We start from the raw sequence: 26,880 nt of genomic DNA on the forward strand, positions 1-26,880 counted from the left end.
AGCCCTGTGTGGTGCGCAAGACATTTGCATAATCCCGTATTGTAAACTGCCAGACCACTGATTGCCGGACTTCGATATTTTATGATGGATAAACTTGCCAACGAATTAAGAGCAGCGGCCTTGGCAGCCTTGCTCGAAACTGATTTTGCTGTGAAGTGTGCTGCCGTTAACTCCCTGTCAGATACGCTGATAGATCTGGAGCGTGTTTTTGATGAGCCCGCAGGCATACCTGGTAGGCCTTCAAGGCCAGAACTGGTACCACCTGGCAAGGTGGGGCGCAGGGCGATGACGACAGTGGAGGGCAGGGCTGCCCTGATCCATGCACTGGCCCATATAGAACTCAATGCGGTCAATCTGGCTGTTGACATCATCTGGCGTTTTGCCGGCATGCCCAGGCAGTTTTATCTTGACTGGCTGAAAGTCGCCAGGGAGGAGGCCTATCACTTTCTTTTACTGGAAGGGCATTTACGGGTGTTGGGTTATCAATATGGTGATTTCACTGCCCACAACAGTATGTGGGAGATGGCCAATAAAACCAGCATTGATTTACTTGCGCGACTGGCGCTGGTGCCGCGCACTCTGGAAGCGCGAGGCCTTGATGCGACGCCAGCAGTCATGGCTAAACTGGTGCAGGCCGGTGATCAGGCAGCAGCAGATATTCTGGCCATCATTTTGCATGATGAAGTTGGCCATGTCGCGATAGGCAATTTCTGGTACAAGGAACTGTGCGCGCAGCGGGGGCTGGATATTATCGTGACTTATGCTGAAATGGCCCGTCAATATAATGCACCGACCCTGCGCGGCCCCTTCAATCTGCCAGCCAGAAAAGCCGCTGGTTTTGACGATGATGAATTGCGCGCCTTGCAGGAAATGGCGTCTTAATCACCGGCGCGTACACTGCCTATACCCTCTACGGACTTATTGACATTGCGCGGATGACCGTAATAAGTCAGCGTTCCTATGCCTTGTACCGATGCATTCAGGCTTTCAAGGGCATTTACTGTCACGGCGCCTACACCTTCCACACTGGCATCGACCTGATCGGCGATCAGGTTCCTGGTTTCCACCAGGCCTACACCCTGGGCTTTTAGTGTAAATGATTTGACTTTGCCATTGACGGTCAGCAAGCCTGCGCCTTCATACAACAGTGCAAAAGACGGACCAGTGATATTGTTCACTGTAGTCTTGCCTGCACCTTCCATCTTGAATTTGATCAGTTCCGGCACGGTGACAATGACTTGGGCGCTATCAGTCACTTTAATGGAATTTTTTTCTTTGTAGCTGATCACCAGTTCATCGCCGATGACTTCGGTAACGACATTGGCGATGAACCTGTCGTTGCCCTTGACCAGCACAGACTGGGTTTTCCCTACTGCTACCAGCAGGTTGAAGGCGCTACGGCTTTTGATGGATTTGAAACTGGTCAGACTGCGGTTTTGTTCTTCCGCGTGGGCTGAAGAGCAGAAGCCAAGGATGGGAATGAGCAAGGCAGAAATTGATAGAAAATGGCGCATGGTTTTCTCCAAAAGTGAGTTTCCTTCTGCATTCATCATTGCAGCCATCATGGCAGGGTAAGGCGGCAATATCTGAATGAGCAGGTGATGGTGCAGTATTGCCTGAATCACCCGTGTCAGCATTGCCTTTGCGATGAACTGCAAAAACCGGGGCCTGAGCCGTCAAATCAAATTGTTGAGTCCTGCGCCAGACGCTCAAAGTGAAGCATATCCATCCACATGCCATTACGCAGTACCGATGAATGCGAATGACCGAATTGCCTGAAACCACATTTGCGCATGATGGCCTGTGAAGGCAGGTTATCCAGGATAACAGTGGCTTCTATGCGATTCAGTTGTAATTCACTAAATCCCAATGCCACGACGGCTTTGACAGCTTCCGTGCCAAAGCCACGACCACCGTGACGCTGGCTGAAACGGTAACCCAGTAATGCTTTGTGGAAATATTCTCTTTCTATGCCGCGCAAGGTAATGCGTCCGACTATTTCATGGTCTACCCAGGCCAGATAATGGTATTCGCGTTTGGCGTGAACAGAGAACTGTGCCTGCTCAAGGCTGACACGCACTTCTGCGAGCGAGTAAAATTCGTCGCCACGACTGGCTATCCATTGTTCAAAATGGGCGCGGTTTTCTAACTCAAAAGCCAGTACTGCTGCTGCATCGTCAGATTTTGCCAGCGTAATTTTCAAAGCTGAAGTCATAAGGCAGAATATAAGCTGTGATTAAAGTTGATGATTGTAATAGATGCTTAAAGTTGTTGCTGTTATAGTCGTAACCAACATTAACATCGCTATTTGGAATGCATATGGTTTTCATCAATTCCTTCCTTGCCCCTATGGTGAACCGGGTCGTGCTTTTGTTAGTCGGCGCTTTCTTTACTGCGCACTCCCATGCACAAATGGCCGATCCTGGTTTGCCGCCTGTTTCAGCAACTGTAATGTCTGCCCAGCCTCGTGCTCTGGTTCTGACAGGATTTGCCGTCAATCAGCCAGTTCAGGTGCTCGATATTGACGATATTGCCCAGGGATTTCCCAGGGAAGTCGCACGCAGACTGTTAAAAAATCGCCAGTTGCAGGTACGTACCTCGCCTAATCTTTTATCGGTAGACTGGCAGCAAGATGCGCCAACAGCGAGCTTGCTGAGTCAGGTTGGTGTTGCCTATGGCAGTCAGTTCATTGTTGCGGGTGAAATTCGCAATGCAGGTACAAAAACAGACACGAATCTGTTTGGCCTGACCCAGAAAAAAACGCGCGCCATTGAAGTGGATATCCGCATCTATGATGCACGTACCGGACAATTGATTGCGGCCCAGGATTTTTCCAAAGTCGTGACCGGTGATGTGGCGATTGGCCGCGAGCATGTTTTTGGTGGCGCGGCGTTTGTCGCAACAGCGTATGGCAAAGCCATCAACGAAGTGCTTGATCAGGTTGCCGAGCTGGTCAGCGCCACGATCATTGCGCAGCGCTGACAGCATTGGCACATTGGCAATTACCGCCTGGCTTTTTCTTCTTCGCGCAAACGTAATATGCGGCGCTGCACTTTGCCGGTGGTGGTCATCGGCAGTGCATCGATAAATTCTATCTCTTTCGGATACTCATACGGTGCCAGTTTGCCGCGCACATGATTTTGTAATTCAGCAATCAGTGCGGCTGTTTCCTGAAACCCCTGGCTCAGTACCACATACGCTTTGACAACATTGCCTCTTTCCTTGTCGGGTTTGGGGACGACCGCGACATTGGCAACCGCCGGGTGTTTAACCAGACAATTTTCGATTTCTGAAGGGCCTATCCTGTAGCCCGCAGCCTTGAACATATCGTCAGCGCGACCTTGGTACCACAGGTAGCCATCGGCATCGCGTAGCGCGAGATCGCCGGTACGACACCAGTCGCCCGTGAATTTGTTGCGGGTGGCCTCGTCGTTTTTCCAGTAACCCAGAAAAAATACCGGGTCAAGATGACCATATAAGTCATAGCGGTTCATTGCTACTTCACCAATCTCTCCGGTTGCTGTTTCTTTGCCGTTGTCATCAATGATGGCAACGTTGTGGCCGGGATAGGGGCGGCCCATGCTGCCTGGTTTGGCTGGCCACTGCTGATGGCTATTGCCGACGATGTAATTCATTTCGGTCTGACCAAACATTTCATTCGGGCTGATGCCCAAAGCCTTTTCACACCAATTGAAAACAGCATCGCCGACAGCTTCGCCGGCACTCATGATGGCACGTAGTGCGAGCCGGTATTTTTCGCGCGGTGCAGGCTCGGCCTTCATCATCATTTTCAAGGCGGTAGGAAACAGGAAGGTATTGGTCACCTGATATTTTTCCAGCAGATAATAAGCAGTTTCTGCGGTAAAACGTCCCTGATAACCAACGATGGGTTTGCCGAAATACAGGGTAGGCAAGAGTGCATCCATCAACCCACCTGTCCAGGCCCAGTCGGCCGGGGACCAGAAGACATCTTTCTTTTTCGGGAACCAGTTCTGTGACGCGACAAAGCCGGTTAGATTACCGATGATGGCGGAATGGGGCAGCAGGGCACCCTTTGGTGCGCCCGTCGTGCCACTGGTATAAATCAGGATCGCCGGGTCACTGGAGCGTGTATGCGCAGCTTCAAAGTGCCCTGGCATGGTAGGCAAATGGGTTCCCCAGTCTATGGTCGGTGGCGCGTCTTTTTTGTTTTTACAGGTCAGGGTAATCACGGTTTTCAAATCCGGGCATTTGCTGCGCACTTCCTCAAATGCCTTGATGCCTGAGCTATCGAGCACCAGGGCGACGGCCTGGCTGTGTTGCAGACGAAACTCCAGCGCTTCTGGTCCAAACAGGAAAGACAGGGGCATAACGATGGCACCCAGTTGCAGGCAGGCGATCAGGGTGACTGCTGTTTCGGGCCGTTGTGGCAAAATACAGGCAACCACGTCACCACGCTGTACACCTTCCTGGCGCAAGAGATTGGATAACTGATTGGCTTGCTCATGGAGTGCGGCGTAACTCAGGCTGCCAGTGTTACCTTCACTGTCTTCATACAGAACCGCAAGCCGGTCAGGGTCTTTCGCCCACCGATGGCAGCAAACCTCGGCAATATTGAAATTGACTGGAACTTGCCAGCGAAAGTCATGATAAAGCTGTTGATAGTGATCTTGGCGATCTTGAGGTGCGCGATCGTGGTGGTATGTGGATTTCAAGCTATTTTCGGTTTTGTTCAACTGCTTCATCCTGTCTCCGTTATAATAATCGAACGGTCGTTCTATTGTTGTTTCAGCTAAGTCTGATGTGGCATTGCTATCATGCTACTTGATATCGGCGCTGAAGATAGCCGTTTGTCTGCCTTTCTTGATGAAAAAAATTAAACTGCCATGACACCTGCATCTGCTACTTCACCTTCATCTTCACGGTCTTCCTTTCTCAATATACGGGGTTTGCAATACCATGTGCGTCACTGGGGACGGGAAGGCGCGCCGAAAATTATCATGCTGCACGGCTGGATGGATGTTTCTGCTTCGTTTCAATTCGTGGTGGATTGCCTGAAGAATGAATGGCATGTCATTGCTCCCGACTGGCGCGGTTTTGGCCTGACCGAATCGCCAAAGGCAGATACCTATTGGTTCCCCGATTATCTGGGCGACCTAGATGCACTGATGCTGCATTTCTCGCCAGAAGAACCCATCAATATGCTGGGACATAGCATGGGCGCGAACGTCGCTGGCTTATACGCAGGTATTCGTCCCGAAAGAATACGCCGCCTGATTAATCTCGAAGGCTTTGGCATGCCGTTGACCCATCCCAAGCAGGCGCCAGGACGGTACCGGAAATGGCTGGATGAATTGCAAAGCCAGTCAGGCTTGCGCACCTATGCCAGCCAGGCCGAAGTAGCGGCGCGTTTGCAAAAAACCAATCCCCGTTTACCGGATGAAAGGGCGGCCTTCCTTTCCGGGCACTGGGCAAAGGAAACCAGTGCCGGCTGTTGGGAAATCCTGGGCGACCCGGCACACAAGCAAACCAGTCCCCTGTTGTATCGTGTTGAAGAGGTGATGGCATGTTGGCAAAAAATTACTGCACCAGTGTTGTGGATGGAAGCTGACGACACCAATGTCTGGCTGTGGATGGGGCCAAAAGAAGAAGCCCGCATAGAGATTGACCGGCGTCTGGACCATATCCCGCAGCTACAAAAAGAAATGATTCACGATGCCGGGCACATGATGCATCACGACCAGCCAGAAAAACTGGCTGCACTGATAGAAGCTTTTCTGGCTTGATCAAATTGCTGCTGCATCACGTTGTAATGCGGTATGGAAGTGAAAAAGCAAGTTCTGGGTTACACTCCCAAGACTTGCTTTTTACTTTTTCATCCTTATTTCAGCATCATGAGCACAATCCCATCATACGGCTTTACCACTACCATCCTGCATAGCGACCGTCAGAAAGAAATTGAACATGGTTCTGTGCATAAGCCTGTTCATACTTCTGTCATGTATGGCTACAAGGATGCGCGTGACCTGGCTGCTGTATTTCAGAATAAGCAATCAGGTTACCGTTACGGTCGCCAGGGTAATCCTACAGTGTCGGCACTGGAAGAAAAAATCACCAAAATGGAAGATGGCTTTGCCACCATCGCGTTTGCGACAGGCATGGCGGCGATTGGCGCTGTTTTTCAGGCATTGTTACGTCAGGGTGATCATCTGGTGTCTTCCTCTTTCCTGTTTGGAAATACCAACAGTCTTTGGCAGACCATAGGCATGCAAGGGGTGGATGTCAGCATGGTCGATGCGACCAATGCCGATAACGTTGCCAATGCAATTACGTCTTCAACGCGTATGGTGTTTGTTGAAACCATTGCCAATCCACGTACGCAAATTGCTGATTTAAAGCGCATAGGTGAATTATGTCGCGCACGGGGCATCCTGTTTGTGGTTGATAACACCATGACTTCCCCATATCTGTTCCAGCCCAAAACAGTAGGGGCTGGTTTGGTGATCAATTCCCTGACCAAGTCCATCGCCGGTCACGGTAATGTGCTTGGAGGTGCATTGACTGATACTGGTTTGTTTGACTGGTCTGTTTATCCAAATATTGCTGGCAACTTCCGCAAACAGGCAGCGCAGATGCACGGGATGGCGCAGGTACGCGCCAAAGCCTTGCGTGATTTTGGCGCATCCTTGTCACCCGATGCGGCGCATCAGATTGCCATCGGGGCAGAGACCATTGCCTTGCGTACGGAAAGAGAGTGCGTCAATGCCCTGGCCCTGGCAGAAATGCTGGAAGCAGATCCCAGAGTGACTGCTGTACATTACCCGGGTTTGCCGTCTCACCCGCAACATGGACTGGCAAGCGAATTATTCCGTGCCTATGGTGCTTTATTCAGTTTCGAACTGAAGCCAGAAATAGATTGCTTTGATTACCTCAATCGTCTGAAGCTGGCGATCAATGCCACCCACCTGGGCGATACACGTACGCTGGTGATACCGGTTGCGCACACGATTTTCTTTGAAATGGGTGCTGAACGCCGTGCTGAAATGGGCATCGCAGATTCACTGATACGGGTATCAGTAGGGATTGAAGATACCCAGGATTTGCTGGCAGATTTTGGCAATGCCTTGGTCCAGTAATCAGTATTGAATTCACACTAAATCATCTGTCTGAATACCAGGCAGACCGGTTTTTTCGCGCTTACGCCTGCTGTCGTTTTTGTTTGCCACCCTTTAATACAAGGAATACAAGGCTCATATGTTCCGACTTTCTTTCAGCATGACGATGCGTGACTGGCGCGCAGGCGAATTGCGATTTTTACTGATCGCACTGATGATCGCCGTTGCTTCACTGGCATCAGTCGGTTTCTTTACCGACAGGATGCGCAGTGGCCTGAACCGTGATGCACATCAACTGCTGGGGGCGGATTTACTGATCGGGGCTGATCAACCTGTCAATCCTGAATGGAAACTGGAAGCAGAAAAGCGTGGTTTCCAGACCGCAGAAACCTTGTCTTTCCCCAGCATGGCGCTGGCGGGTGAGGGGGATGATGCAGTGTCGCGCCTGGTTTCTCTAAAGGCAGTCAGTTCTGCGTATCCCTTGCGTGGCAATCTGAAATTGAATCAGGGGGACGCAGAAGTCGTCACGACAGCCGTTCCCCAGGCTGGCACTGCCTGGGTAGACCCGGCGTTATTATCAGCACTGAATCTGCATGTGGGCGATAAAATAAAATTGGGCGAGTTGCAGTTTGTGGTTGCACAAACCATCGCGGCAGAGCCTGACCGCGGTGCGGGTTTTATGAATTTTGCACCTCGCGCCATGATATCTCTGGCAGATATTCCCGCTACCAAATTGATACAGAACGGTTCACGCGTTACTTATCGTCTCCTGATAGCGGGCGAGGGCAAGGCCATTGCGAAGTATCAAAAAGAATTGCAAGCCAAGATAGACACTGAAAAACTCAAAGGCTTAAGACTGGAATCACTGGAGTCTGGCCGACCAGAAATGCGTGCAACACTTGACCGGGCCGACCAGTTTCTGTCGCTGGTCAGTTTATTGTCTGCCATGCTGGCTGCGGTAGCCATTGCCATGGCTGCGCGTCGTTTCATGTTGCGTCACCTGGATGCGTGCGCGATGTTGCGCTGCCTCGGTCTGACGCAAAACCAGGTAACGTTCATGTACCTGATCGAGTTCCTGATGCTGGGTTTATTGGGCAGCGCAGCGGGCGTTGCGCTTGGTTACGCCGGCCATTATGTCTTGCTTGAATGGCTGGGGAAACTGGTTGCCAAAGACCTGCCGCCAGCCAATTGGTTACCTGCCGCCCAGGGTATTGCCACCGGCCTGCTTTTACTGGTGGGCTTTGCCCTGCCACCGATACTGCAATTGAGTAATGTGCCGCATAACCGGGTGATACGACGTGAGCAGGATGCCCCCAAGGCCATGACGCTGGTCAGCTATGTTCTGGGCCTGGGCATGTTTGTGGGCTTATTGATGTGGCAAACCGCCGACCTGAAGCTGGGCCTGATGACAGCCGCAGGGTTTTTGATTGGTTTGCTGGTGTTTGCGCTGGTCGCCTGGCTGGGAATGTCTTCATTGAAGCGTTTGCGTGGCTTGTTCAATCATTCTGCTTGGCGTTTTGCCATTACTGCCTTACAAAGGCGCCCGGGTGCCACCGTCATACAAGTGGTGTCACTGGCACTGGGCTTGATGGCCTTGCTTTTGCTGACCGTGGTGCGCGGTGATTTGATCACCGCATGGAAAAAAGCTACGCCAGCCGATGCACCGAACCAGTTTGTCATCAATATCCAGCCGGATCAAAAGGCAGAGATTGCTTCGAGGCTTGACGGCCTTGGAAAACCCCTGCTGTATCCCATGATACGTGGTCGCCTGATACAGGTGAATGACAAAGCGATCGGCAGCGACAGCTATGCAGAAGATCAGGCAAAACGCATGGTGGAAAGAGAATTTAATCTGTCGACGATGGATGAACTTCCGGCCTTGAATAAAATCACTGCAGGCAACTGGTATGACGACAGCAAGGCGACGCAGGCCGAAGCGTCGGTAGAAGAGGGCATAGCCAAGACCCTGAAACTGAAACTGGGGGACAAACTCACCTTTGATATTGGTGGGCAAAAAGTCACCGCAGCAGTGACCAGCTTGCGCAAGCTGGACTGGGGTTCAATGCGGGTGAATTTCTTTGTCATCATCAACCCCAAAGCGATGACCGACATGCCGCAAACCTGGATTACGGCTTTCCGTTTGCCTGAATCTGATAAAAACTTCGTCAATCATCTGATGAAAGATTTCCCCAACCTGACGGTGGTCGATGTCGGTGCCATGATCAAGCAGTTGCAGGATGTGCTCGATCAGGTGATTACGGCCGTTGAGTTCCTGTTCCTCTTTACGCTGGCGTCGGGCGTGCTGGTCTTGTATGCGGCACTGGCTGGCTCGCAGGATGTGCGTATGCGCGAAGCTGCGTTGTTGCGCGCACTTGGCGCTACACGCAAGCAGTTATCGCAGGCACAATGGATAGAGTTTTTGCTCATCGGCGGGCTGGCCGGTGTGCTGGCTGCCTCAGGTGCATCTGCCATCGGCTGGGCGCTCGCACGTTTCAGCTTTAATTTTGAATGGACTTTTTCGCCAGTCGTCTGGCTGGCAGGCCTTTTCGTCGGTGCCAGTTGCGCCATGATAGGTGGCTGGCTGGGTTTGCGTAATGTATTGAACCAGCCGCCTTTATTGAGCTTGCGTGAAGGCTGAGTGGAGTACTTCACTGGTCTATCTTTTTAAATTTTAAAGGTGTTATTTTGGATAAGTCAGCAATCAATTTATATGTCGACGCACAATTTACCAGTCCGTATGCGATGTCAGTGTTTGTTGCCTTGCATGAGAAAGGGCTGGCTTTTGATGTGACGACGGTCGATTTGTCTGCCAATGCCCAGCATGCTGGTGACTATGTTGCAAAATCTCTCACACACCGCGTTCCCACGCTGGTACATGACGGTTTTTGTCTGTCTGAGTCCTCTGCCATTGTTGAATATCTGGAAGAAGCGTTTCCCGCCAGACCTGTGTTTCCGAAAGACATACAACAGAAAGCCAGGGCCAGGCAAGTTCAGGCATGGATACGTAGTGCCCTGATGCCAATACGGGTGGAACGCAATACCCAGGTGATTTTCTATGGTCAAAAATTGGCTCCTTTGAGTGCTGATGCAAAGACCGCTGCCGGGCACTTATTCCAGTTGGCAGAATCTTTATTGCCGCAAGATGCAGAAAACCTGTTTGGTGAATGGACTGTCGCCGATCTTGACCTGGCACTCATGCTGAATCGCCTGGTCATGCATGGCGACGCCGTACCCGAACGCCTGGCCCAATTTGCCCGTCATCAGTGGCAAAGACCCAGTGTGCAATTGTGGGTGAATCAGCAAAGACCCGCTTTATAAGTCATCACAAGTCATTACAAGCCATCATTAGCAATTCTCATGAGTATAGAAATAGAAGACAACGAAGGAACGCAATCCAATTTATATGAATTGATTGGTGGTGCCGATAAACTGCGCGAACTGGTAGACCGTTTTTATGATTTGATGGAACTCGAACCCGAATTTGCCGGCATTCGGGCCTTGCATCCAGTTGCGATGGATGGCTCGCGCGATAAACTGTTCTGGTTTTTGTCAGGATGGATGGGCGGCCCGAATTTATACATAGAGCAATTTGGTCACCCGCGTCTGCGCGCCCGCCACCTGCCATTTGCGATTGCCAGCAATGAGCGTGATCAATGGTTGCGCTGCATGGCATGGGCGATGCAGGATGTCGGTGTCAGCGAAGAATTGCAGCAACACCTGATGCAGTCTTTCTATCAGACCGCTGACTGGATGCGCAATCGTCCTGGTTAAGCGAGCTTAATCCTGGTGTGCCAGTTTTGATACTGGCTTTTCCCTTAAAGAAAACGTTTTATGAGCATGATAGAAATTCTTATTCTTGCCGCCCTTGTCCTGCTTGTCATATTGAATATGTTGAGCTATCTGCGTGGCGGCAAAGGTGGAAGTGATGCAGCAGACTTCAAAAATCTCCAGGATCAGTTGCGGCTTGGCCAGCAGCAGGCACAGCTCGCGCAAGAGCGCAGTGAGCGCTCTTTGCGTGAACAAGTGCAATTGACAGCGCAGACCAGCAGGCAGGAATTGGGCGGCAATTTCACGCATTTGCAGCAAAATCTGGCTGCGCAGCTGACCAGTGTCGCCACCTTGCAAAATAACCAGATCGATGTTTTTTCCCAGCAATTGGTGAAACTTAATGATACCAACGCCTTGCAACTGGAACAAATCCGCCAGGCTTTTATTTTGCAGGGCCAGGTCGCCCGCGAAGAACAGGCTGGCAGCCTCAAAAGATTTGGCGATACGCTGAACCAGACCTTGCTCAACCTGACAGAATCCAATGCGCAGCGCATGAATGAAATACGCGCCACCCTGGAACAGAAAATTCAGCAACTGCAAGCCGACAATGCCGGCAAACTGGAAGAAATGCGCAAAACAGTCGATGAGAAGTTGCATGCCACGCTGGAACAGCGATTGGGCGAGTCATTCAAACTGGTGTCAGACCGCCTTGACAAGGTACATCAGGGCCTGGGTGAAATGCAGCAACTGGCGATCGGCGTCGGTGACCTGAAACGGGTTTTGACCAATGTAAAAACCCGTGGTACCTGGGGTGAGGTGCAATTGGAAATGGTGCTCGAGCAAATGCTGACACCGGACCAATACGCCAAGAATGTGGAAACCGTACCTGGTAGCGGTGAAAGGGTAGAGTTCGCCATCAAATTGCCCGGCAAGGAAGAACACAAGGCACCCGTCTGGTTGCCGATCGATGCAAAGTTCCCGAAAGAGCAATATGAGCGCTTGCTGGATGCCGCCGAGCGTGCCGATGCAGACGGGGTGGCACAGGCAGGCAAGGAGCTGGAAAGGGCAATACGGCTGGAAGCAAAAACCATCGCTGAAAAATACCTGTCGCCACCCTTGACCACTGATTTTGCGATTTTGTTTTTACCGACTGAGGGCCTGTATGCTGAGGTCATGCGCAGGCCCGGTCTAGCGGATGATTTGCAGCGTAGCTGCCGCGTATCGATTTCCGGCCCCTCGACCCTGTCAGCGCTGTTAAACAGCTTGCAAATGGGTTTCCGCAGCCTGGTGCTTGAAAAACGTTCATCTGAAGTCTGGCAGGTGCTTGGCGCAGTAAAAACAGAGTTTGGCAAATTTGCCGATATCCTGACTGCAACCAAGATTGCGCTTGAAAAAGCAGCAAAAAATATTGACCAGGCAGAAGTAAGAACCCGTCAGATGACGCGAAAATTAAAAAGTGTGGAAGCGCTGAGCACGGATGCTGCCCAAGATTTGCTGGGTACTGCTGGTGTTCATGAATCTGGCGATGCAGATTCTGAAACCTAGGCTGTCAAAACGCATGCAACAGTAAGGGTGCCAGTAAGAATGGAGTGCATCATTCATTTACTGATATCGGTTACCGGCTTGTCTCCCAGCAGGTAGCGGGGGCCAGCACCCTTGTTTTGGGCGATATCTGTTGGGTTGTACAAGGCACAAGCCTTCAGCGACAGACAGCCACAGCCGATACACGAAGTCAACTGGTCGCGTAGCGCAATTAAATCGTCTATGCGTTGTTGCACCAGGCTTTGCCAAGAGCGTGACAATTTTTCCCAATCCTGCTTGGTGGGTGTTCTCTGTTCAGGCAGTGTAGCCAGGGTCATTTCTATTTCTTCCAGCGTCAGGCCGGCAGTTTGTGCTGCCTTGATAAAGGCAACCCGGCGTAGTACTTCACGGTGGAAATGGCGACGCTGCGCCTGGCTGCGTACACTTTGTATCAGGCCCCGTGCTTCATAAAAACGCAAGGCACTGGCCGCAATGCCAGAGCGCTTTACCAATTCACCTATGCTGATCAGTTCAGAATGTGCTTGCATGTTCTTGTCCTCATTCTCAAAAAAGCGCTTGACTTAAAGTTTACTTTAACTTGCATACTGGATAAATGCAAAATTAAAGTGAGTCTTTATGAAAAATTTCTCCACGTATCCTGCACTGATCAAACTACTTGATGAAAACCAGAATTTTGCACTATCTGGCCGGGGCACGACCAATCATTGCCCCATGGCTTTAAGTGCCCTGGCGGCGATGGGTGCAAGTGAAAAACGCTTGCAAGATTTTTTTGAACATTGGCGTGATCATTATTCTTATCCTATGCCTGCATCGGCGCAATGCATTGATTATCAAAATTTTCAGGATCATCTTGGAAGGCCGGCTGACTTTGGTGACTTGCAAACCTGTTTCAGGCAAAAAATTGAACAGGCTGGTAGTGACCAGGTAGTACGGGAAGTACTTGCCCTTATCCCATTGGCGCCGGCCACCAATGCATTTCATGCATGGATACGATTGGCTTATGGCTTGCAGTTCTCTCACGCCGGCGAAATTGCTGCGGGCCTGGCGGCGCTGGTAGTGGCAAATTTTAAAATTAATTTGAAGACCCATGATCGTTCGCCAGCAACATCTGTAGCTGAGGGTTTTCAGCAATTATCTATGGCCATGTCAGGTAAAAAATTTGCAGGGCAAATGATTACCGAAAAAATGCGCGCAGTCATCGCGGATACACAATTTGTCCAGGCATTGCCAGCTGTTCCTGAAAACGCAGATATCTTGAGCGAACTGGCCGTGTGGGCAATTGCCGCTTATTGGCAAACCGGGGATTTTACGGTGCTGCATATGGTGACCGGCACTAATGCTGCGAGACTGATACTACCGTATTTAAATAGCCAGCAAGCAGCCATCGTTGTACAAGATTTTTGGATTGCCTTGTGTGTGGCCTACGCATCAGTTGGTGCGCCACCGGTGAGTTTGGCATATAAATATTTGAAAAATCTCAATGATGCAGGTTTTCAGCCCAAGCCCTGGAATGAATTGTTTGATCTCGCCATTCGTAGCAACGATGATCATGTGATCAAATTTACCTATACCTGTTCTCAGGAACATGCATTGAGTGCAAATTTGCTGTATCCCGCTGCGGCAATGCAGAAACTGAAGCTTCCGGTGAAAACCTCTGATGAAAGTTTCAAAGAGAAATTTCACGAAAAATCAGTTTGATTTATATCGAGCTTATCTTGCTTATTGAGGGCTTCGAGATGGACAACACGATAAGCATTGCGACCACTGCGTTTTACATCGTACATGGCAGCATCCGCCTGTTTGATAAGATCACTGGCAATGAATTCCTCGGGGCCGGTATAGCTGATACCTATGCTGGCACCTATGTGCACTGAAACGCCTTCAGAAATGGAAAAAACACGACTAGCCTGGTAGATGATCTTTTGCGCAATAGCTTCAGCTTTTTCCTGTTGCCGTAAATCTTTGAGCAAGATGATGAATTCGTCACCACCCAGCCTTGCAACGAAGTCTGATTTTCTGACGGTGTTTGTCACCAGGGCAGCGAAATGACACAATACCTGGTCACCGATGGTGTGGCCGTAGGTGTCGTTAACCTGCTTGAATTTATCCAGGTCAATCATCAATAAGTAGAAGCCATATGCATGGCCATTGGCGTGTTCTTTTGCCAGTCGTGCAATTTCTTTTTCGAAACCGAGACGATTATGAAGACCCGTCAAATGATCGGTGACAGCCAGTTGATTGGCATTTTCTTCTTTGAGTTTGCGCTCTGTGATGTCGTTCGCAATGCCTTGCAAAATGCCGTCTTCGGCCGGGCTGATTACCAGGTTGATCCATTTTTTCTGTGTTGAGTTGCCAACCTGGATATAAAAATCATCGGACATCACCCGTGCTTCACTGATGGCCGTATCTATCATCAGATGCAAACGTAATTCCTGCCCTTCCAATAGTGAAGTCAGGCCATTGGAGAAATTATTATTTTGATAGGACGTATCCAGATTGAGCATGCGCAGAAAAGCCTGGTTATAAGAGAGTAATTCAGCAGAAAAATTCAGTTGAAAAATACCTGTTTCAGCATTTTCAAATATCGTCTGGAATTTTTTCTCTCCGATGGCATGTTTGATGCGCAATGATCTTTCTTCGTGCAAGGTAGAAATTAAATTGGCAACCAGGGTATTGACGTCACGAACGAGTTGGCCAATTTCATCCTTTTCGTTGCCGTCTGGTAGTCCCAGTTTTTCACCTGATTCTGGTGCCAATTTATGCAATCGGTCAGATATGTTCTTGATAGGCCTGGTAATCATGGTCAACACCACATACACCACCGCACATGCCATGACCAGCGCTTGCAAAAGCAGCAGGTAAACGATCAGCCTTGCTTTGGATGAACTCTGTTCCCGAATGAAATCCAGATTGGGTTCCAGACGGATATCACATACTTTTTCTTTGGGGTTGAATGGAGAAAATACTTCATGCTCCAGTTGGCCGCTGGTTTTAATACCAGGCAGCAGAGGCAAACCTGACTCTTGCGGAGTTTGCTTGCTGGCTTCTGCCAGGATCTTGTCTTCAGAAAAAATCAGGACGCGGCTGATGTCGCCATTTTTCAATAACCCGCGGGCGAGTTCTGCTGCCAGATTCTGATCCAATAAAAAACAGGCGATACTGGCGGTATTTTCTACCGTGCTCAGTGAGGCTTGCATTCTCTGGCTGGCTTGTTCCTGTTCTGACTGTGCTGAAAAATGGTAGCTGAACAGGGCAAAAAAACTGCCTACCAACAGCGCTATACCCAGCACAATAAATGCGCTGCGATAGACGATACTGGTGCGTAGCAGTCCTAACATGCAAATTTCATTTATTGTGTTGGATCGAAGATCAGTTTTACGCGCTTATCGAGTTTTTTTCTTTCGATGTAGCCAATGGCCCCTTTATTGCTGCTGACAATGTCCAATACTTCATCTGCGGTTTCTGCCTGCATGGGGGGCGTACCCTGGCCGGAAAACATCAGCCTTGCCCAGTAAGAATTAATCTCTGGAAGATTTTTATTCACCAGCATAGCGTAAAAAATCGCTTTTTCTGCATTTTGTGCTGGCAAGTCAACTGGCAGGGCGTTCACGCCGGATGCGAGTTTGCGATTTCTGCCCATGTAAAGATTGATCACATCGTTTTTACTCAATTTTTCTATACCACTTTGCGGATTGGCAATCACTACCAGATCTGCCATAGCATAACTACTAATCTGCAATAGTGTGCCAAACAGAAAAATGCCAAGTGTTTTCAATTTCTTCACCTAGAAAATATAATTAAAGGCGAGGGTCACCAGTCTTGCTTTGCCGTTCCAGTTGGCTTGGTTATTCCTTATCAATAAATATTGTTTGGTGTTTATCTGATCTACTTGAAATTTCAGATTTGATTTTTCAGTCAGGTCGTAGCGTACACCTATGGAAAGCGTATCCTGGTTACTGAATTGACTCATCGTTGCATCGTTATAGCCAGCTGCAAGAATATCCACAGCCGGGCTGATACCGCTGGATAAGCCAGCGGGAGTTTTATTGCCGGACGGGCGGGATGCGGAATAGGTGACGTAGGGGGTCCATTGATTTATCCGGTATCCCACGGTCAGGTAGGCTGCCCGGTTTGCAGGAAAAAGCAAAGAGCCCGAACTAAGGCGATTGACCATTAACTGTGCTTGCAAGGGCCCCTGGTCATACGCTATACCAGCAGAAAAGTAGCGAAATTTTTTGTTTTCTATTTCCAGACCGTCGGCCAGGACTGCAGCCACAGGAAGAAATGCATTCAAGTCTGGTGAGCGGAGATTATTCAATAATGGCTTTAAGGGAGGATAGCCATTTTTGAATTTTAATTCCGTATAGCCGACGCGATACATCCAGTTTTGTGTTTGATACTCAATGTGCCCCCCAGTCAGGTACGAACCGTTCAGGGAGAGAAAATTGCCTGGATCGCCAGTGGCCGTTTTTTCGCGGGCAATGCCTGCAAAAAATTTCGCCCTTAAATTTCCCTCGCCGAGTGGTTTGGATATCACCATGTCCGCACCGTCGAAATAGGAGATGATCAGGCTACCAAAAAATTCAATAGGAGGGCGCACCCATTGATAGGAATAGCCGACATTGCGCGAATCTGCCAACAGATACACATCAAAACCCAGGCGGCCAGCCCGCAATTGAATTTCATCGTCAGGCATATAACGTCCATAAGCCCAGACCACTTCTGGCCGAAAACCATCGGGCGAGCGCCGGCTGATGACTTGCAGCGCAGAGTCAAAATTATCACCAAAGGTTTTATTGATCTGAACACCAAAATTGGAATCGAGTCCAAAGTCGGTTTGCCGCGTATAGCCAACCCCCTCGTTTTGGCTAAGGTCGCGAATGATGTCGACATCTCTGGTATTGCTGTGAGTAACCGCGAGAGTGCCAAAGCCGCTGATGGAAAAGGGCTTGTTCTTGCTCGCTATGATATTTTCTGTGTTGACTACGGCATCGTCAGCTGCGCAAACAAGCGTTGCGTTTGCCAGCATGGCGAAGAAGAGAATGATGCGTGAAAACCTGCTTGACATAAAACCTCACTGCCATGGCAAAGTACAACACTATCAAAGACACGTTTGCATGCCCGGCATTTGTACGCGACTTGTTCAAGCATATCTGATTGACAAGTTCACAAATGACGGGCAACTAGTATTTTATTTCTTTTCCGCAGGTTTTTGTTTGGCGATTACAAGGTCTTTAATACCGTTATAAACATCTTCAGTCAAAATCTTTTTGGAAAGCAGTTCGTCCTTGCCTTTGTAAGGGCGGCCTTTGATGATGGCATCTGATCTGACATCACCGATTTTAGGTAAAGTTGCCAGTTCTTTTTTCGTTGCGCTGTTCAAATCCATCAGCTCTGTTTTGGCAGAGGCAGACGCACTTGCACTGGCAGTGCTTGAGGCAGAGGCTTTTTTCGCGTCGTCTTTTGCATATGCAGCGCCTTGCGCCAGGATGCACAGTGTTGTTGCCAGCAACATCGATTGCCATAGTTTTTTCATTTTTACCCCGTCCGTAAAAGTAAAACAGGAGCACAAACGGCTCCTGTTTTAATACAAATATCATGAGCGCTGCATTATGCAGCATAGCATGTTATTGTGTTTGTATCATCGAATTAATCAATATGGGTGTGACTGGGACATCTGTCATGCCATTCACTGTTGTAGTTGGTACTGCTTTGATTTTATCCATGATATCGAGGCCTGTGACAACCTTGCCAAATACAGCGTAGCCTGTACCGCTTGTCAGGCCATCGAGTGAGGTATTGTCGACCACATTCAGGAAGAACTGTGATGTCGCAGAATTGGCATCGGACGTGCGTGCCATGGCAACGGTGCCACGTAAATTGCTCAAACCATTTGGCGTTTCCAGTTTAATGGCGGCCAATGTTGCTGGTTGTTGCAAATCAGTTGTAAAGCCACCACCCTGGACGACGAAATTACTGATGACGCGATGGAAAATCTTGTTGACGTAAAAACCACTTTCCACGTATTGCAGGAAATTGTCTACCGTGATTGGCGCTTTGGCCGGATTCAATTCAAGCACAATGGTGCCCTGGCTGGTTACCATGGTCACTTGTGGCTGTGCGGCGAGAGGCACGGTCAGTGAGCCGGCAAAAAGTGCGGTGCCATCAGCGCCGGAAATCAAATAATTTGATGTGCCTACGCCAACCATTTTGCATGACAAGATCTTTTGCGTCGTTGTGCTGCTGCCGGCGACTTCGGTGATTGTCAGGCAGCCAGGGAAACTGGCATTGAAACCTTTATCCAGATTTTGGCCGGTAATAGTGATATTGGTCACTTTACGATACACCAACTGGTCAGTCGTGACTTTAGTGATGGATATCGGTGTTGCCGTACTGCTTGAGGAAGCACCACCACCGCCACAACCACTGAGCAAAACGAGGGATGCACAGGCGGCACCCATTAGCCATGTTGAAGCTTTCAAACTATTCTCCAGAAGTGTAAAAATTGATTATTGTACTTTGCTTATGCTGCCTGTCATCAGAATGTCAGTGCTTGTTACTTTTTGTGACGTAGGTAAATATGTCCTTAGCAGCTTGAGACCGGCCTTATTTTTTGCTTATTCCATTGTTTGAATTATTTCAGATGAAACCATCGAATAACAACACCTCAATTTTATCTCCAACAGCCACATTATTTTGCTCTTCATGCAAGACAATCATGCAATTTGCCTCTGACATCGAGCGCAAAATACCCGAGCCCTGGGCACCGGTAATACTGACACCCAATTCGCCGTTTGCCTGTGATGCCAGGATGCCACGTTGATATTCTGTACGGCCCGGCCGTTTGCGTATCGCCATTGTTGAATTGACCCGGATAACTGGCAAGGGCGGGGCGCTGGCACCCATGAGTATGAACAAGGCATGGCGGGCAAGAAAATAAAAAGTCACCATCACAGCTACCGGATTGCCAGGCAGGCCGAATAAATAGGCGCTTTTGCCATTGGACTCTATTTTTCCAAATACCATGGAACGGCCGGGACGCATCTTGATGTTCCAGAAGGCGACATCGCCTATTTGCGCCATCATCTGCTTCGTATAGTCAGCAGCGCCAGCTGAGACGCCGCCAGAAGTAATGATCACATCCGCGTTTTCACAGGCGTTGCGAAAGCTGGCCTCCAAAGAAGCCGGATCATCTTTTACTACGCCCATGTCGATAATTTCGCAGCCGAGGCGTGTCAGCATGGCATGCAAGGTATAGCGATTGCTGTCATAGACACAGCCATCATCGAGAGTTTCTCCCAGCGATCGCAATTCGTCACCAGTAGAGAAAAAAGCAACGCGCAAGCGACGCTGAACGGCAACTTCGCCTATGCCCAAAGATGCCAACAGACCAAGATCTGCCGGTTTCAGGATTTTTCCTTTGAGTAGGGCTGTTTTGCCTTGGGCCAGATCTTCCCCTTTCATGCGGCGATTATCCCCAGGGCGGACTATTAATGTGGGAATATCAATGGTTTGCTCGTCATGCAAAGCGATCAGCTCTTGCGGAATTACAGTGTCACATCCGTCAGGCATCACCGCGCCTGTCATGATGCGTACACATTCGTCCTGTCCAATTTCCCTCTGATAGGCATGGCCAGCGAAGGCCGTGCCTGCTACGCGAAAGCGTTTACTTTGTGCGGATGGTAAATCCTGGCCGCGCAGGGCGTAGCCATCCATGGCAGAATTGTCGTGTGCGGGTACATTGATGCCAGAAATGATATTGTCCGCCAGAACCCGGCCCAGGGCCTGGCGGAGATTCAGTTTTTCTACCGCATGAATCGGCACTACGAATTGCGCAATGATTTCCTGTGCTTTGGCGACCGGGAGTGCATTGGCATCATAATCCGGTATTTGATTGAGGATGTCCTGCAAGCTGACAGGCGGCATGGCGGCAGATTTCATATCAATAATCAAATTCTTCTAATTCACGCAATGTATTGATATTGCGAAATGCAGTATGGTCTTCAAATACAACTTCGCTGACTTGCAAGTTCGCATGCCATGCACGGACTTGACGACCATTGTTGTGCAAATAGCTGTTCAGTTGATCAAGTACGCTTACCTTCATCAGGGAAAAAACCGGATGGATTTGTTTTCTTTTAAGCCCTGCCTCTTCCTCTATGGTCACAGCCACAGCGAGGTCGGTGTTTTCGACTATCAGTCTGTCAGCCAGGCGCGCTATCAGATCAACTGGTAACAAAGGCGAATCGCAAGGCGCGCATGCCATATAGGGTGTTTGGCAGCGCAGCAAGCCAGTTTGTATGCCTGCCAGAGGCCCGGCAAAGCCGGCAATCTGATCTGGCCAGACCTGAGTGCCAAATCCTTCATAAATGGGCAGATTCTGGTTGGCATTGATGATCACTTCCCGTGTCTGCGGTTGCAGGCATCGCAAGACATGCATGACCATGGGCGAGCCACGAAAACTTTGCAAGCCTTTATCTATTCCACCCATGCGCATGCCACGTCCACCCGCAAGTATCAGGCCGGTAATCAGGTTTTTATCGATGGGCATCATGGTTTTACAAGCAAATCAACTATTCCAGAGGTTGCGACAGGCAGGCAACAGGTCTTAATCCGAAGCCGATGGTTCTTCAGTTATACGCGCTAGTGCTCAATGAAAAGCGCTTAACCACCTATGTAAGACATTTCAATTTTTTTGCGCCCGGGATTGAAGTTGTCAGTGTGCTGGCTGCGTAATTCGGAATAACGGTCACCACGCTGCTGCCAGATTTGCGCAATGACATTGGTAATCGCTAAATCCGAATGCTGTTTAGCGTTACGCAGCAGGCTGCGCAGGTCATGTCCTTTTGAGGCAAACAGACAAGTGTAAAGCTGACCTTCCGTCGAGAGTCTGGCGCGACTGCAATCATGGCAAAACGCTTGTGTGACGCTGGAAATAACGCCGATCTCTCCGCTACCGTCAGCGTGCCGCCAGCGTTCTGCGGTTTCCCCCGTGTAATTGGCATCGATGGCTGTCAAAGGCATGCCGGCATCCTGTATGCGCCTTATGACTTCGGCAGATGGAATAACTTCATCAAGCTTCCAGCCATTCGATGCGCCAACGTCCATGTATTCAATGAAACGCAATATGTGTGGGCTGTCCTTGAAATAGCGCACCATGGGAATGATTTCCTGGTCATTCATGCCTGCTTTGACAACCATATTGACTTTAACCGGACCAAGTCCGACAGCTTCTGCCGTAGTGATGCCTTCCAGTACTTCGCTGACGGAAAAATCTACATCGTTCATACGCTTGAAAATGGCATCATCCAGTGAATCCAGTGAGACCGTGACGCGTGTTAAACCTGCGTCCTTCAAACTTTGCGCCTTGCGCGCCAGTAAGGAACCGTTTGTCGTCAAAGTCAGATCCAGCGGTTTGCCGTCGACAGTGCGCAAGTTTGCCAGCATTTCTATAAGACGTTCCAGGTGTTTGCGTAACAGCGGTTCTCCCCCGGTCAGGCGAATTTTTTTCACGCCATGGGTGACGAAAATCCTGGCAATACGCGTTATTTCTTCAAAATTCAACAGCGCGTGCTGTGGCAAATACAGGTAATTCTTATCAAATACTTCCTTGGGCATGCAATAGACGCAACGAAAATTGCAACGATCAGTAACAGATATACGCAAGTCATGCAGCGGTCTCGCCAGTGTATCCTTGAGTAAGCCATTGGGTGGCTGCAGGATGGCTGGAATGGGCAAGGTCGAGGCAACTTGCCGCAGGTCTGTCAGCGGAATAAATTTTTCCGTCATGATTCAACTAATAGTAAAAATGAGCTTAGCCTGTAACAATAGCACGATTGGCTTACTCTTGTTCCCGAGATGCATTGCCAGCATTAGTGAAATGCTGGCAAGAAAATTCCTGCTATAGCACTAGCGAGGAGCAAATGGATAGTGGATACCTGGTAGCGAAAAATGGCAATGCTGGCAAAAATTGCCAGCGCAATAGCAGCATAGTTGAGCTGACCTGCAATATCATAAAATACATGGCTGGCAAAAAAAAGCGCCAGACTGAGAATGACACCAACTACGGCTGCGGAAATGGCATTCAATGGTGCGCTCAAGCGTAAATTGTTGCGTGTTGATTCCACCAGCGGGCCACCAGCCAATATAAAAATAAACGAAGGCAGGAAGGTAAAGAAACAACTCACGCTGGCTGCAAGGCTGGCGGCCAGGAACACACTATCAGTTCCCAGGAAGGCCTTGTTCCAGCCTCCCAGAAAGCCAACGAAAGCAACAATCATAATCAATGGGCCAGGCGTGGTTTCACCCAATGCAAGGCCGTCTATCATTTGTGAGGCGTTCAGCCAATGAAAATGTTCAACCGCCCCCTGAACAACATAGGGTAAAACTGCATAGGCGCCACCAAAACATAGCAATGCCGTTTTGGTAAAGAACCAGGCCATATCCATCAGTGGATGCTGCTTGCCAAAGCACGCGATCAGTAGTGCACATATGGCGCCCGCACAAGCAATCCCGAAGACTGCCACCCAAAGCAGATGCTTCCAGCTAAATTTTGCATGCGCTGGAGTAGGGCTGTTGTCATCAATGATGGCTAGCCTGATACTGGCGATGATGGCAGCATCTGATGACGCGTTGGTTTTCACTATGTTGCATTGAGCTTGAAATAAAAAACCAAGCAAGGCAGCACCAACGATGATTGCCGGAAAGGGAATTTTAAACACTGCAATGGCAAGCAGCGACATGGCAGCAATGCCGATCAAAAAACTGCTCTTTAACGTACGCTGACCGATGCGCCATGCGGCAGCAACAACGATGGCGACGATGGCCGGTTTGATGCCTGCCATGACAGCACGCACAATGTCGTTGTTGCCGAAGCGCATATAGACCCACGACAGCAAGATCAGCACGATCATGCTGGGGAGTATGAATAAGACACCCGCCATGATACCGCCACGGGTCTTGTGCATCAGCCAGCCTATATAGACGGCAAGCTGAGTCGCCTCTGGTCCAGGCAAGAGCATGCAGTAGTTCAGTGCATGCAGAAAGCGTGCTTCTGATATCCAGCGGCGTTTTTCCACCAATTCTGCATGCATGAGTGCAATTTGACCAGCAGGGCCGCCAAAGCTGATAAAGCCTAATTTGAGCCAGTACAGAAAGGCTTCTTTAAGCGAAACAGCTGGTGGTGGCAAAGTGGTGGCTTGCATGCGTTTTTAGATAAGGTGACAGGTTAAAAGCATGTGTGTCTACGGTCAGTATGCTCCATGCCGCTGAACTCTCAAAAAGTCAAAACAGTAAAAAAGCCGGCAATTTCAAATTGCCGGCTTTTCAGGAGATCACTACATTGCAGTGCAGTACTTATTGGCGACGTGTTTCCACCAATACCAAGGGCTCCCCAGTCACGACAGGCAAAGGCTTGCGTTCACGTGGCACGCGCGGTGCAGATGTGGCACTTTCTACGCTGGCTTGTGCTGCCTGTAATTTGACAGGATCAGTACTTGCCAGTTCCAGACCAGCTTCTTTCAGCATGGCATGCAGGGTATCCATAGCCATAGGTGCAGCCACTGCAGGTGCTGTCACCGGTTTGCTGGTGCTGATTGCTGGTGCAGTTGTTGCCGGTGCCTTTTCTGCGGCGGCAATGACTGGTTCCGACAGCGTTGACTCAGCGATTACTGTTGGTGCTTCTGGTGCCGCTGGTTCACTTGCTGCAACAGGGATGCTGTTAGCTTCGACTGACGTAGTCACCAACGCAGGTGTCGCCACCTCCGTAACCGGCGCAGCAGTTACTTCTGTAGTAACTGCGACTGTTGCTTCTGTTTTAGCAGGCGCAGACACAACTTCGGTAGCAGTTTCAGGACTTGCCGTCGCCGCTGGCTGAGCCACTTCTGCGGCAACTGGCACCGCGCTGGCAGCCGTGATTGTTTCTACGGCGGGTGCGTGAACGACAGGTTCAACTGACTCAACTGCTATCGCTGGAGCTGCCTCTGATACAGGTACCACCACTGTTGCAGCGACAGTATCGTCCGCGATAGAAGTTGGCGCAGAAGTCGCTGGGAATGCAGTCGGGGCAATGTGGGTGGATGGCGCGCTTACCGGTTCTACTTCATTTACCGGGCTGGCAGGCGCATCAGTTCCATCTATGCCTGCTTCAATTGGCAACTCACCTTGTTCGCTGATTTGCTCATTGCCATCACGATCACGGCGGTTGCGATTGCGACCACCACGACGGCGACGACGACGGCGTTCTTCACCTTGTTCCGTCGTTTCATTTTCGACGCCAGCTTCCAGTGCTTCCAGTTGCGGTGTTGCTGGCATTACTTCAACGGGAACCGGATCAACATGCTTGTGGATAGGTTCTTCTGACTTGCCTTCAGTCGTCAGATTTTCCTTGCGTTCGTCACGTTGGCGTTGCTGACGTTCGCGTCGGCTTTCCTGCGATTCACGTTCTTCACGCGGCGGCTTAGGTGCTTTTGGCGGGCGAGTATTCTCTGTCGCTACTACTGGCTTTGCGGTCTCTTGCTCGACTTTTTCTGCACGTGCCGGACGCTCTTCACGTTCATCGCGATCGCGATTGCGACGATTGCGGTTGCGTGGGTTATTGCGTGGGTTACGGGCATTACGGTCACGGCCATTGGTTTTTTCTTCAGCCGGTTCAGGTGTTTCCACGATTGCTGGCGTTTCAGTTTTGCCAAACAGGAAGCCAAACAGTTTGCTGAAGAAGCCAGGCTCTGGGGCAGCCGCTACAGGCGCCACCACCGCAGGCGCCACTTCTTTGCGCTCAACAATTGGTGCCGTATCTGGCGTGATACTCTTGACCATGGCTTCCTGACGTGGCTTGACGTCTTCTTTCTGACGCTTGCTATAGCCGATGTCGGTGTCAGCCTGTTCAGCCATGGCATAGCTGGCATGGTGGTCTTCCAGGCGCGGATCATCTGTTTTCAGACGATCCAGCTTGTAATGTGGGGTTTCCAGATGCTTGTTGGGGATCAGGATGACAGTCACGCGGTGACGCGTTTCTATCTTCAGGATCTCGCCACGTTTTTCATTCAGCAGGAAAGCGGCAACGTCGACAGGTACCTGGACGTGGATCGCTGCTGAATTCTCTTTCATTGCCTCTTCCTGGATAATGCGCAGGACTTGCAGGGCAGAAGACTCGGTATCGCGGATATGACCGGTGCCGTTACAGCGTGGGCAGGTCACATGGCTGCCTTCAGACAGCGAAGGGCGCAGACGCTGGCGTGACAATTCCATCAGGCCAAAGCGGGAAATCTTGCCCATTTGCACACGTGCGCGGTCATAGCGCAAGGCATCTTTGAGGCGGGTTTCAACTTCGCGCTGGTTCTTGGCGTTTTCCATGTCGATAAAATCGATCACGATCAAACCACCCAAGTCACGCAAACGCAATTGACGGGCTACTTCTTCAGCTGCTTCCAGATTGGTATTGAAAGCGGTCGTCTCGATATCACCACCACGGGTCGAGCGGGCCGAGTTAACGTCCACTGACACCAGGGCTTCAGTATGATCAATCACGATCGCGCCGCCAGATGGCAGGGGTACGGTACGGGAATAGGCTGTTTCGATCTGGTGTTCGATCTGGAAACGCGAGAACAGCGGGACATCATCGCTATAGCGTTTAACGCGATGCACCATGTCCGGCATCACATGGCTCATGAACTGCTGAGCCTGTTCGTAGATTTCATCGGTATCGATGAGGATTTCACCAATGTCAGGCTGGAAATAATCGCGAATGGCGCGGATGACCAGGGAAGACTCTTGATAAATCAGGAAAGCGCCAGGAGAAGACTTGCCAGCGCCTTCGATTGCACGCCAGAGTTGCATCAGGTAATTCAAATCCCATTGCAATTCGTCAACATTGCGGCCTATGCCAGCTGTGCGGGCAATTACGGACATGCCACCTGGCAAGTCCAGCTTGTCCATGGTTTCGCGCAATTCCTGACGGTCTTCACCTTCAACGCGGCGGGAAACACCACCACCACGTGGGTTGTTAGGCATCAATACGAGGTAACGGCCTGCCAGGGAAATGAACGAGGTCAGGGCTGCACCTTTGTTGCCACGTTCTTCTTTTTCAACCTGGACCATGATTTCCTGGCCTTCGCGCAGCGCTTCTTTAATGGAAGCATTGCGTACGTCCACACCTTCTTTAAAGTAGGTACGGGCAACTTCTTTGAAGGGGAGGAAGCCGTGACGTTCTTCGCCATAGTTGACGAAGCAGGCTTCAAGGGAAGGCTCGATGCGGGTGATCACGCCTTTGTAGATATTGGACTTGCGCAATTCGCGACCGGCAGTCTCGATATCGATGTCAATCAGCTTTTGCCCATTGACAATCGCAACGCGCAACTCTTCTTGCTGCGTCGCATTGAACAGCATACGTTTCATGTTTTTACTCCGTGACCTGGTGGTCATCTTGTGTTGCATTCCCTTCTTGGGAACGCAACTGTACTGATACGGGATGTACGCG

The 26,880-nt window shown here is 50.1% G+C and carries 24 protein-coding genes; 10 read left to right on the forward strand and 14 right to left on the reverse strand.

Annotation, left to right across the window (positions count from 1 at the left end; genetic code table 11):
- Positions 1-81 precede the first annotated feature (81 nt).
- On the forward strand, positions 82-882 hold the full coding sequence (locus ACO0LH_RS12545; protein WP_422941424.1) for a ferritin-like domain-containing protein: 801 nt from the start codon (positions 82-84) through the stop codon (positions 880-882).
- Here ACO0LH_RS12545 and ACO0LH_RS12550 read toward each other — a convergent pair.
- Both ACO0LH_RS12550 and ACO0LH_RS12555 read right to left on the reverse strand, forming a co-directional pair.
- The gene (locus ACO0LH_RS12550) at positions 879-1,514 is read right to left on the reverse strand and encodes a GIN domain-containing protein (protein WP_422941425.1); all 636 of its coding nucleotides are present in this window, start codon (positions 1,512-1,514) and stop codon (positions 879-881) included. The two genes, ACO0LH_RS12545 and ACO0LH_RS12550, sit on opposite strands and share 4 nt — an antisense overlap.
- A gap of 167 nt (positions 1,515-1,681) precedes the next feature.
- Positions 1,682-2,215 (reverse strand): GNAT family N-acetyltransferase, encoded by a 534-nt coding sequence (locus tag ACO0LH_RS12555; RefSeq protein WP_422941426.1) that lies wholly within the window; start codon positions 2,213-2,215, stop codon positions 1,682-1,684.
- Positions 2,216-2,319: 104 nt separating this feature from the next.
- On the opposite strand from ACO0LH_RS12555, the gene ACO0LH_RS12560 reads away from it, so the two are divergent.
- Complete coding sequence (locus ACO0LH_RS12560; protein WP_422941427.1) at positions 2,320-2,982, forward strand: flagella assembly protein FlgT middle domain-containing protein; 663 nt, start codon at positions 2,320-2,322, stop codon at positions 2,980-2,982.
- Positions 2,983-3,002: 20 nt separating this feature from the next.
- Here the strand turns inward: ACO0LH_RS12560 and ACO0LH_RS12565 are convergent, their stop codons facing one another.
- Positions 3,003-4,724, reverse strand: coding sequence for an acyl-CoA synthetase (locus ACO0LH_RS12565; RefSeq protein WP_422941428.1), 1,722 nt, complete (start codon positions 4,722-4,724; stop codon positions 3,003-3,005).
- 141 nt (positions 4,725-4,865) lie between these two features.
- On the opposite strand from ACO0LH_RS12565, the gene ACO0LH_RS12570 reads away from it, so the two are divergent.
- The 6 genes from ACO0LH_RS12570 (at position 4,866) to ACO0LH_RS12595 (ending at position 12,407) form a co-directional block, all read left to right on the forward strand.
- Positions 4,866-5,765 carry an alpha/beta fold hydrolase gene (locus tag ACO0LH_RS12570; RefSeq protein WP_422941429.1) on the forward strand — a complete coding sequence of 300 codons (900 nt, stop codon included), beginning with the start codon at positions 4,866-4,868 and terminating at the stop codon, positions 5,763-5,765.
- A gap of 108 nt (positions 5,766-5,873) precedes the next feature.
- Complete coding sequence (locus tag ACO0LH_RS12575; RefSeq protein WP_422941430.1) at positions 5,874-7,115, forward strand: cystathionine gamma-synthase family protein; 1,242 nt, start codon at positions 5,874-5,876, stop codon at positions 7,113-7,115.
- A gap of 118 nt (positions 7,116-7,233) precedes the next feature.
- The gene (locus ACO0LH_RS12580; protein WP_422941431.1) at positions 7,234-9,732 is read left to right on the forward strand and encodes an ABC transporter permease; all 2,499 of its coding nucleotides are present in this window, start codon (positions 7,234-7,236) and stop codon (positions 9,730-9,732) included.
- A gap of 47 nt (positions 9,733-9,779) precedes the next feature.
- Complete coding sequence (gene yfcF / locus ACO0LH_RS12585) at positions 9,780-10,412, forward strand: glutathione transferase (protein ID WP_422941432.1); 633 nt, start codon at positions 9,780-9,782, stop codon at positions 10,410-10,412.
- 39 nt (positions 10,413-10,451) lie between these two features.
- Positions 10,452-10,865, forward strand: a complete 414-nt coding sequence (locus ACO0LH_RS12590) for a group II truncated hemoglobin (protein ID WP_422941433.1) — start codon at positions 10,452-10,454, stop codon at positions 10,863-10,865.
- A 60-nt stretch (positions 10,866-10,925) separates the two neighbouring features.
- The gene (locus tag ACO0LH_RS12595; protein WP_422941434.1) at positions 10,926-12,407 is read left to right on the forward strand and encodes a DNA recombination protein RmuC; all 1,482 of its coding nucleotides are present in this window, start codon (positions 10,926-10,928) and stop codon (positions 12,405-12,407) included.
- A 53-nt stretch (positions 12,408-12,460) separates the two neighbouring features.
- Here ACO0LH_RS12595 and soxR read toward each other — a convergent pair whose 3' ends face one another.
- A complete protein-coding gene (soxR, locus tag ACO0LH_RS12600) occupies positions 12,461-12,931 on the reverse strand; it encodes a redox-sensitive transcriptional activator SoxR (protein WP_422941435.1) in 471 nt (156 codons plus the stop codon).
- Positions 12,932-13,019: 88 nt separating this feature from the next.
- Between soxR and ACO0LH_RS12605 the strand changes: the two genes are divergently transcribed.
- A complete protein-coding gene (locus tag ACO0LH_RS12605; RefSeq protein ID WP_422941436.1) occupies positions 13,020-14,102 on the forward strand; it encodes a questin oxidase family protein in 1,083 nt (360 codons plus the stop codon).
- Here the strand turns inward: ACO0LH_RS12605 and ACO0LH_RS12610 are convergent.
- Genes ACO0LH_RS12610 through ACO0LH_RS12620 form a run of 3 tightly spaced genes read right to left on the reverse strand, consistent with a single transcriptional unit; the run spans position 14,084 to position 17,100 of the window.
- Positions 14,084-15,742, reverse strand: a complete 1,659-nt coding sequence (locus ACO0LH_RS12610) for a diguanylate cyclase domain-containing protein (RefSeq protein ID WP_422941437.1) — start codon at positions 15,740-15,742, stop codon at positions 14,084-14,086. The genes ACO0LH_RS12605 and ACO0LH_RS12610 overlap by 19 nt on opposite strands.
- Positions 15,743-15,753: 11 nt before the next feature.
- Positions 15,754-16,179 carry a hypothetical protein gene (locus ACO0LH_RS12615; RefSeq protein WP_422941438.1) on the reverse strand — a complete coding sequence of 142 codons (426 nt, stop codon included), beginning with the start codon at positions 16,177-16,179 and terminating at the stop codon, positions 15,754-15,756.
- Between the two features lie 9 nt (positions 16,180-16,188).
- A complete protein-coding gene (locus ACO0LH_RS12620) occupies positions 16,189-17,100 on the reverse strand; it encodes a porin (protein ID WP_422941439.1) in 912 nt (303 codons plus the stop codon).
- Here ACO0LH_RS12620 and ACO0LH_RS12625 point away from each other — a divergent pair.
- Entirely contained in the window at positions 17,080-17,457 is a 378-nt protein-coding gene (locus ACO0LH_RS12625; RefSeq protein WP_422941440.1) for a hypothetical protein, read from the forward strand. The genes ACO0LH_RS12620 and ACO0LH_RS12625 overlap by 21 nt on opposite strands.
- A 138-nt stretch (positions 17,458-17,595) precedes the next feature.
- Here ACO0LH_RS12625 and ACO0LH_RS12630 read toward each other — a convergent pair whose 3' ends face one another.
- From ACO0LH_RS12630 to ACO0LH_RS12660, 7 genes are all read right to left on the reverse strand, one after another.
- Positions 17,596-17,940 carry a ComEA family DNA-binding protein gene (locus ACO0LH_RS12630; protein ID WP_422941441.1) on the reverse strand — a complete coding sequence of 115 codons (345 nt, stop codon included), beginning with the start codon at positions 17,938-17,940 and terminating at the stop codon, positions 17,596-17,598.
- A gap of 91 nt (positions 17,941-18,031) precedes the next feature.
- Positions 18,032-18,613, reverse strand: coding sequence for a peptidylprolyl isomerase (locus tag ACO0LH_RS12635; RefSeq protein WP_422941605.1), 582 nt, complete (start codon positions 18,611-18,613; stop codon positions 18,032-18,034).
- A gap of 430 nt (positions 18,614-19,043) precedes the next feature.
- A complete protein-coding gene (gene glp / locus ACO0LH_RS12640; RefSeq protein ID WP_422941442.1) occupies positions 19,044-20,345 on the reverse strand; it encodes a gephyrin-like molybdotransferase Glp in 1,302 nt (433 codons plus the stop codon).
- A 1-nt stretch (position 20,346) separates the two neighbouring features.
- Complete coding sequence (gene mobA, locus ACO0LH_RS12645) at positions 20,347-20,955, reverse strand: molybdenum cofactor guanylyltransferase MobA (protein WP_422941443.1); 609 nt, start codon at positions 20,953-20,955, stop codon at positions 20,347-20,349.
- A 113-nt stretch (positions 20,956-21,068) separates the two neighbouring features.
- The gene (gene moaA, locus ACO0LH_RS12650) at positions 21,069-22,193 is read right to left on the reverse strand and encodes a GTP 3',8-cyclase MoaA (RefSeq protein ID WP_422941444.1); all 1,125 of its coding nucleotides are present in this window, start codon (positions 22,191-22,193) and stop codon (positions 21,069-21,071) included.
- Positions 22,194-22,276: 83 nt separating this feature from the next.
- Entirely contained in the window at positions 22,277-23,608 is a 1,332-nt protein-coding gene (gene chrA / locus ACO0LH_RS12655; RefSeq protein WP_422941445.1) for a chromate efflux transporter, read from the reverse strand.
- Between the two features lie 151 nt (positions 23,609-23,759).
- Positions 23,760-26,798: an Rne/Rng family ribonuclease gene (locus tag ACO0LH_RS12660; RefSeq protein WP_422941446.1), complete on the reverse strand. Its 3,039-nt coding sequence runs from the start codon at positions 26,796-26,798 to the stop codon at positions 23,760-23,762.
- Positions 26,799-26,880 lie beyond the last annotated feature (82 nt).

It is taken from the genome of Undibacterium sp. TJN19 (assembly GCF_049339485.1).
Taxonomy (GTDB): Bacteria; Pseudomonadota; Gammaproteobacteria; order Burkholderiales; family Burkholderiaceae_D; genus Undibacterium.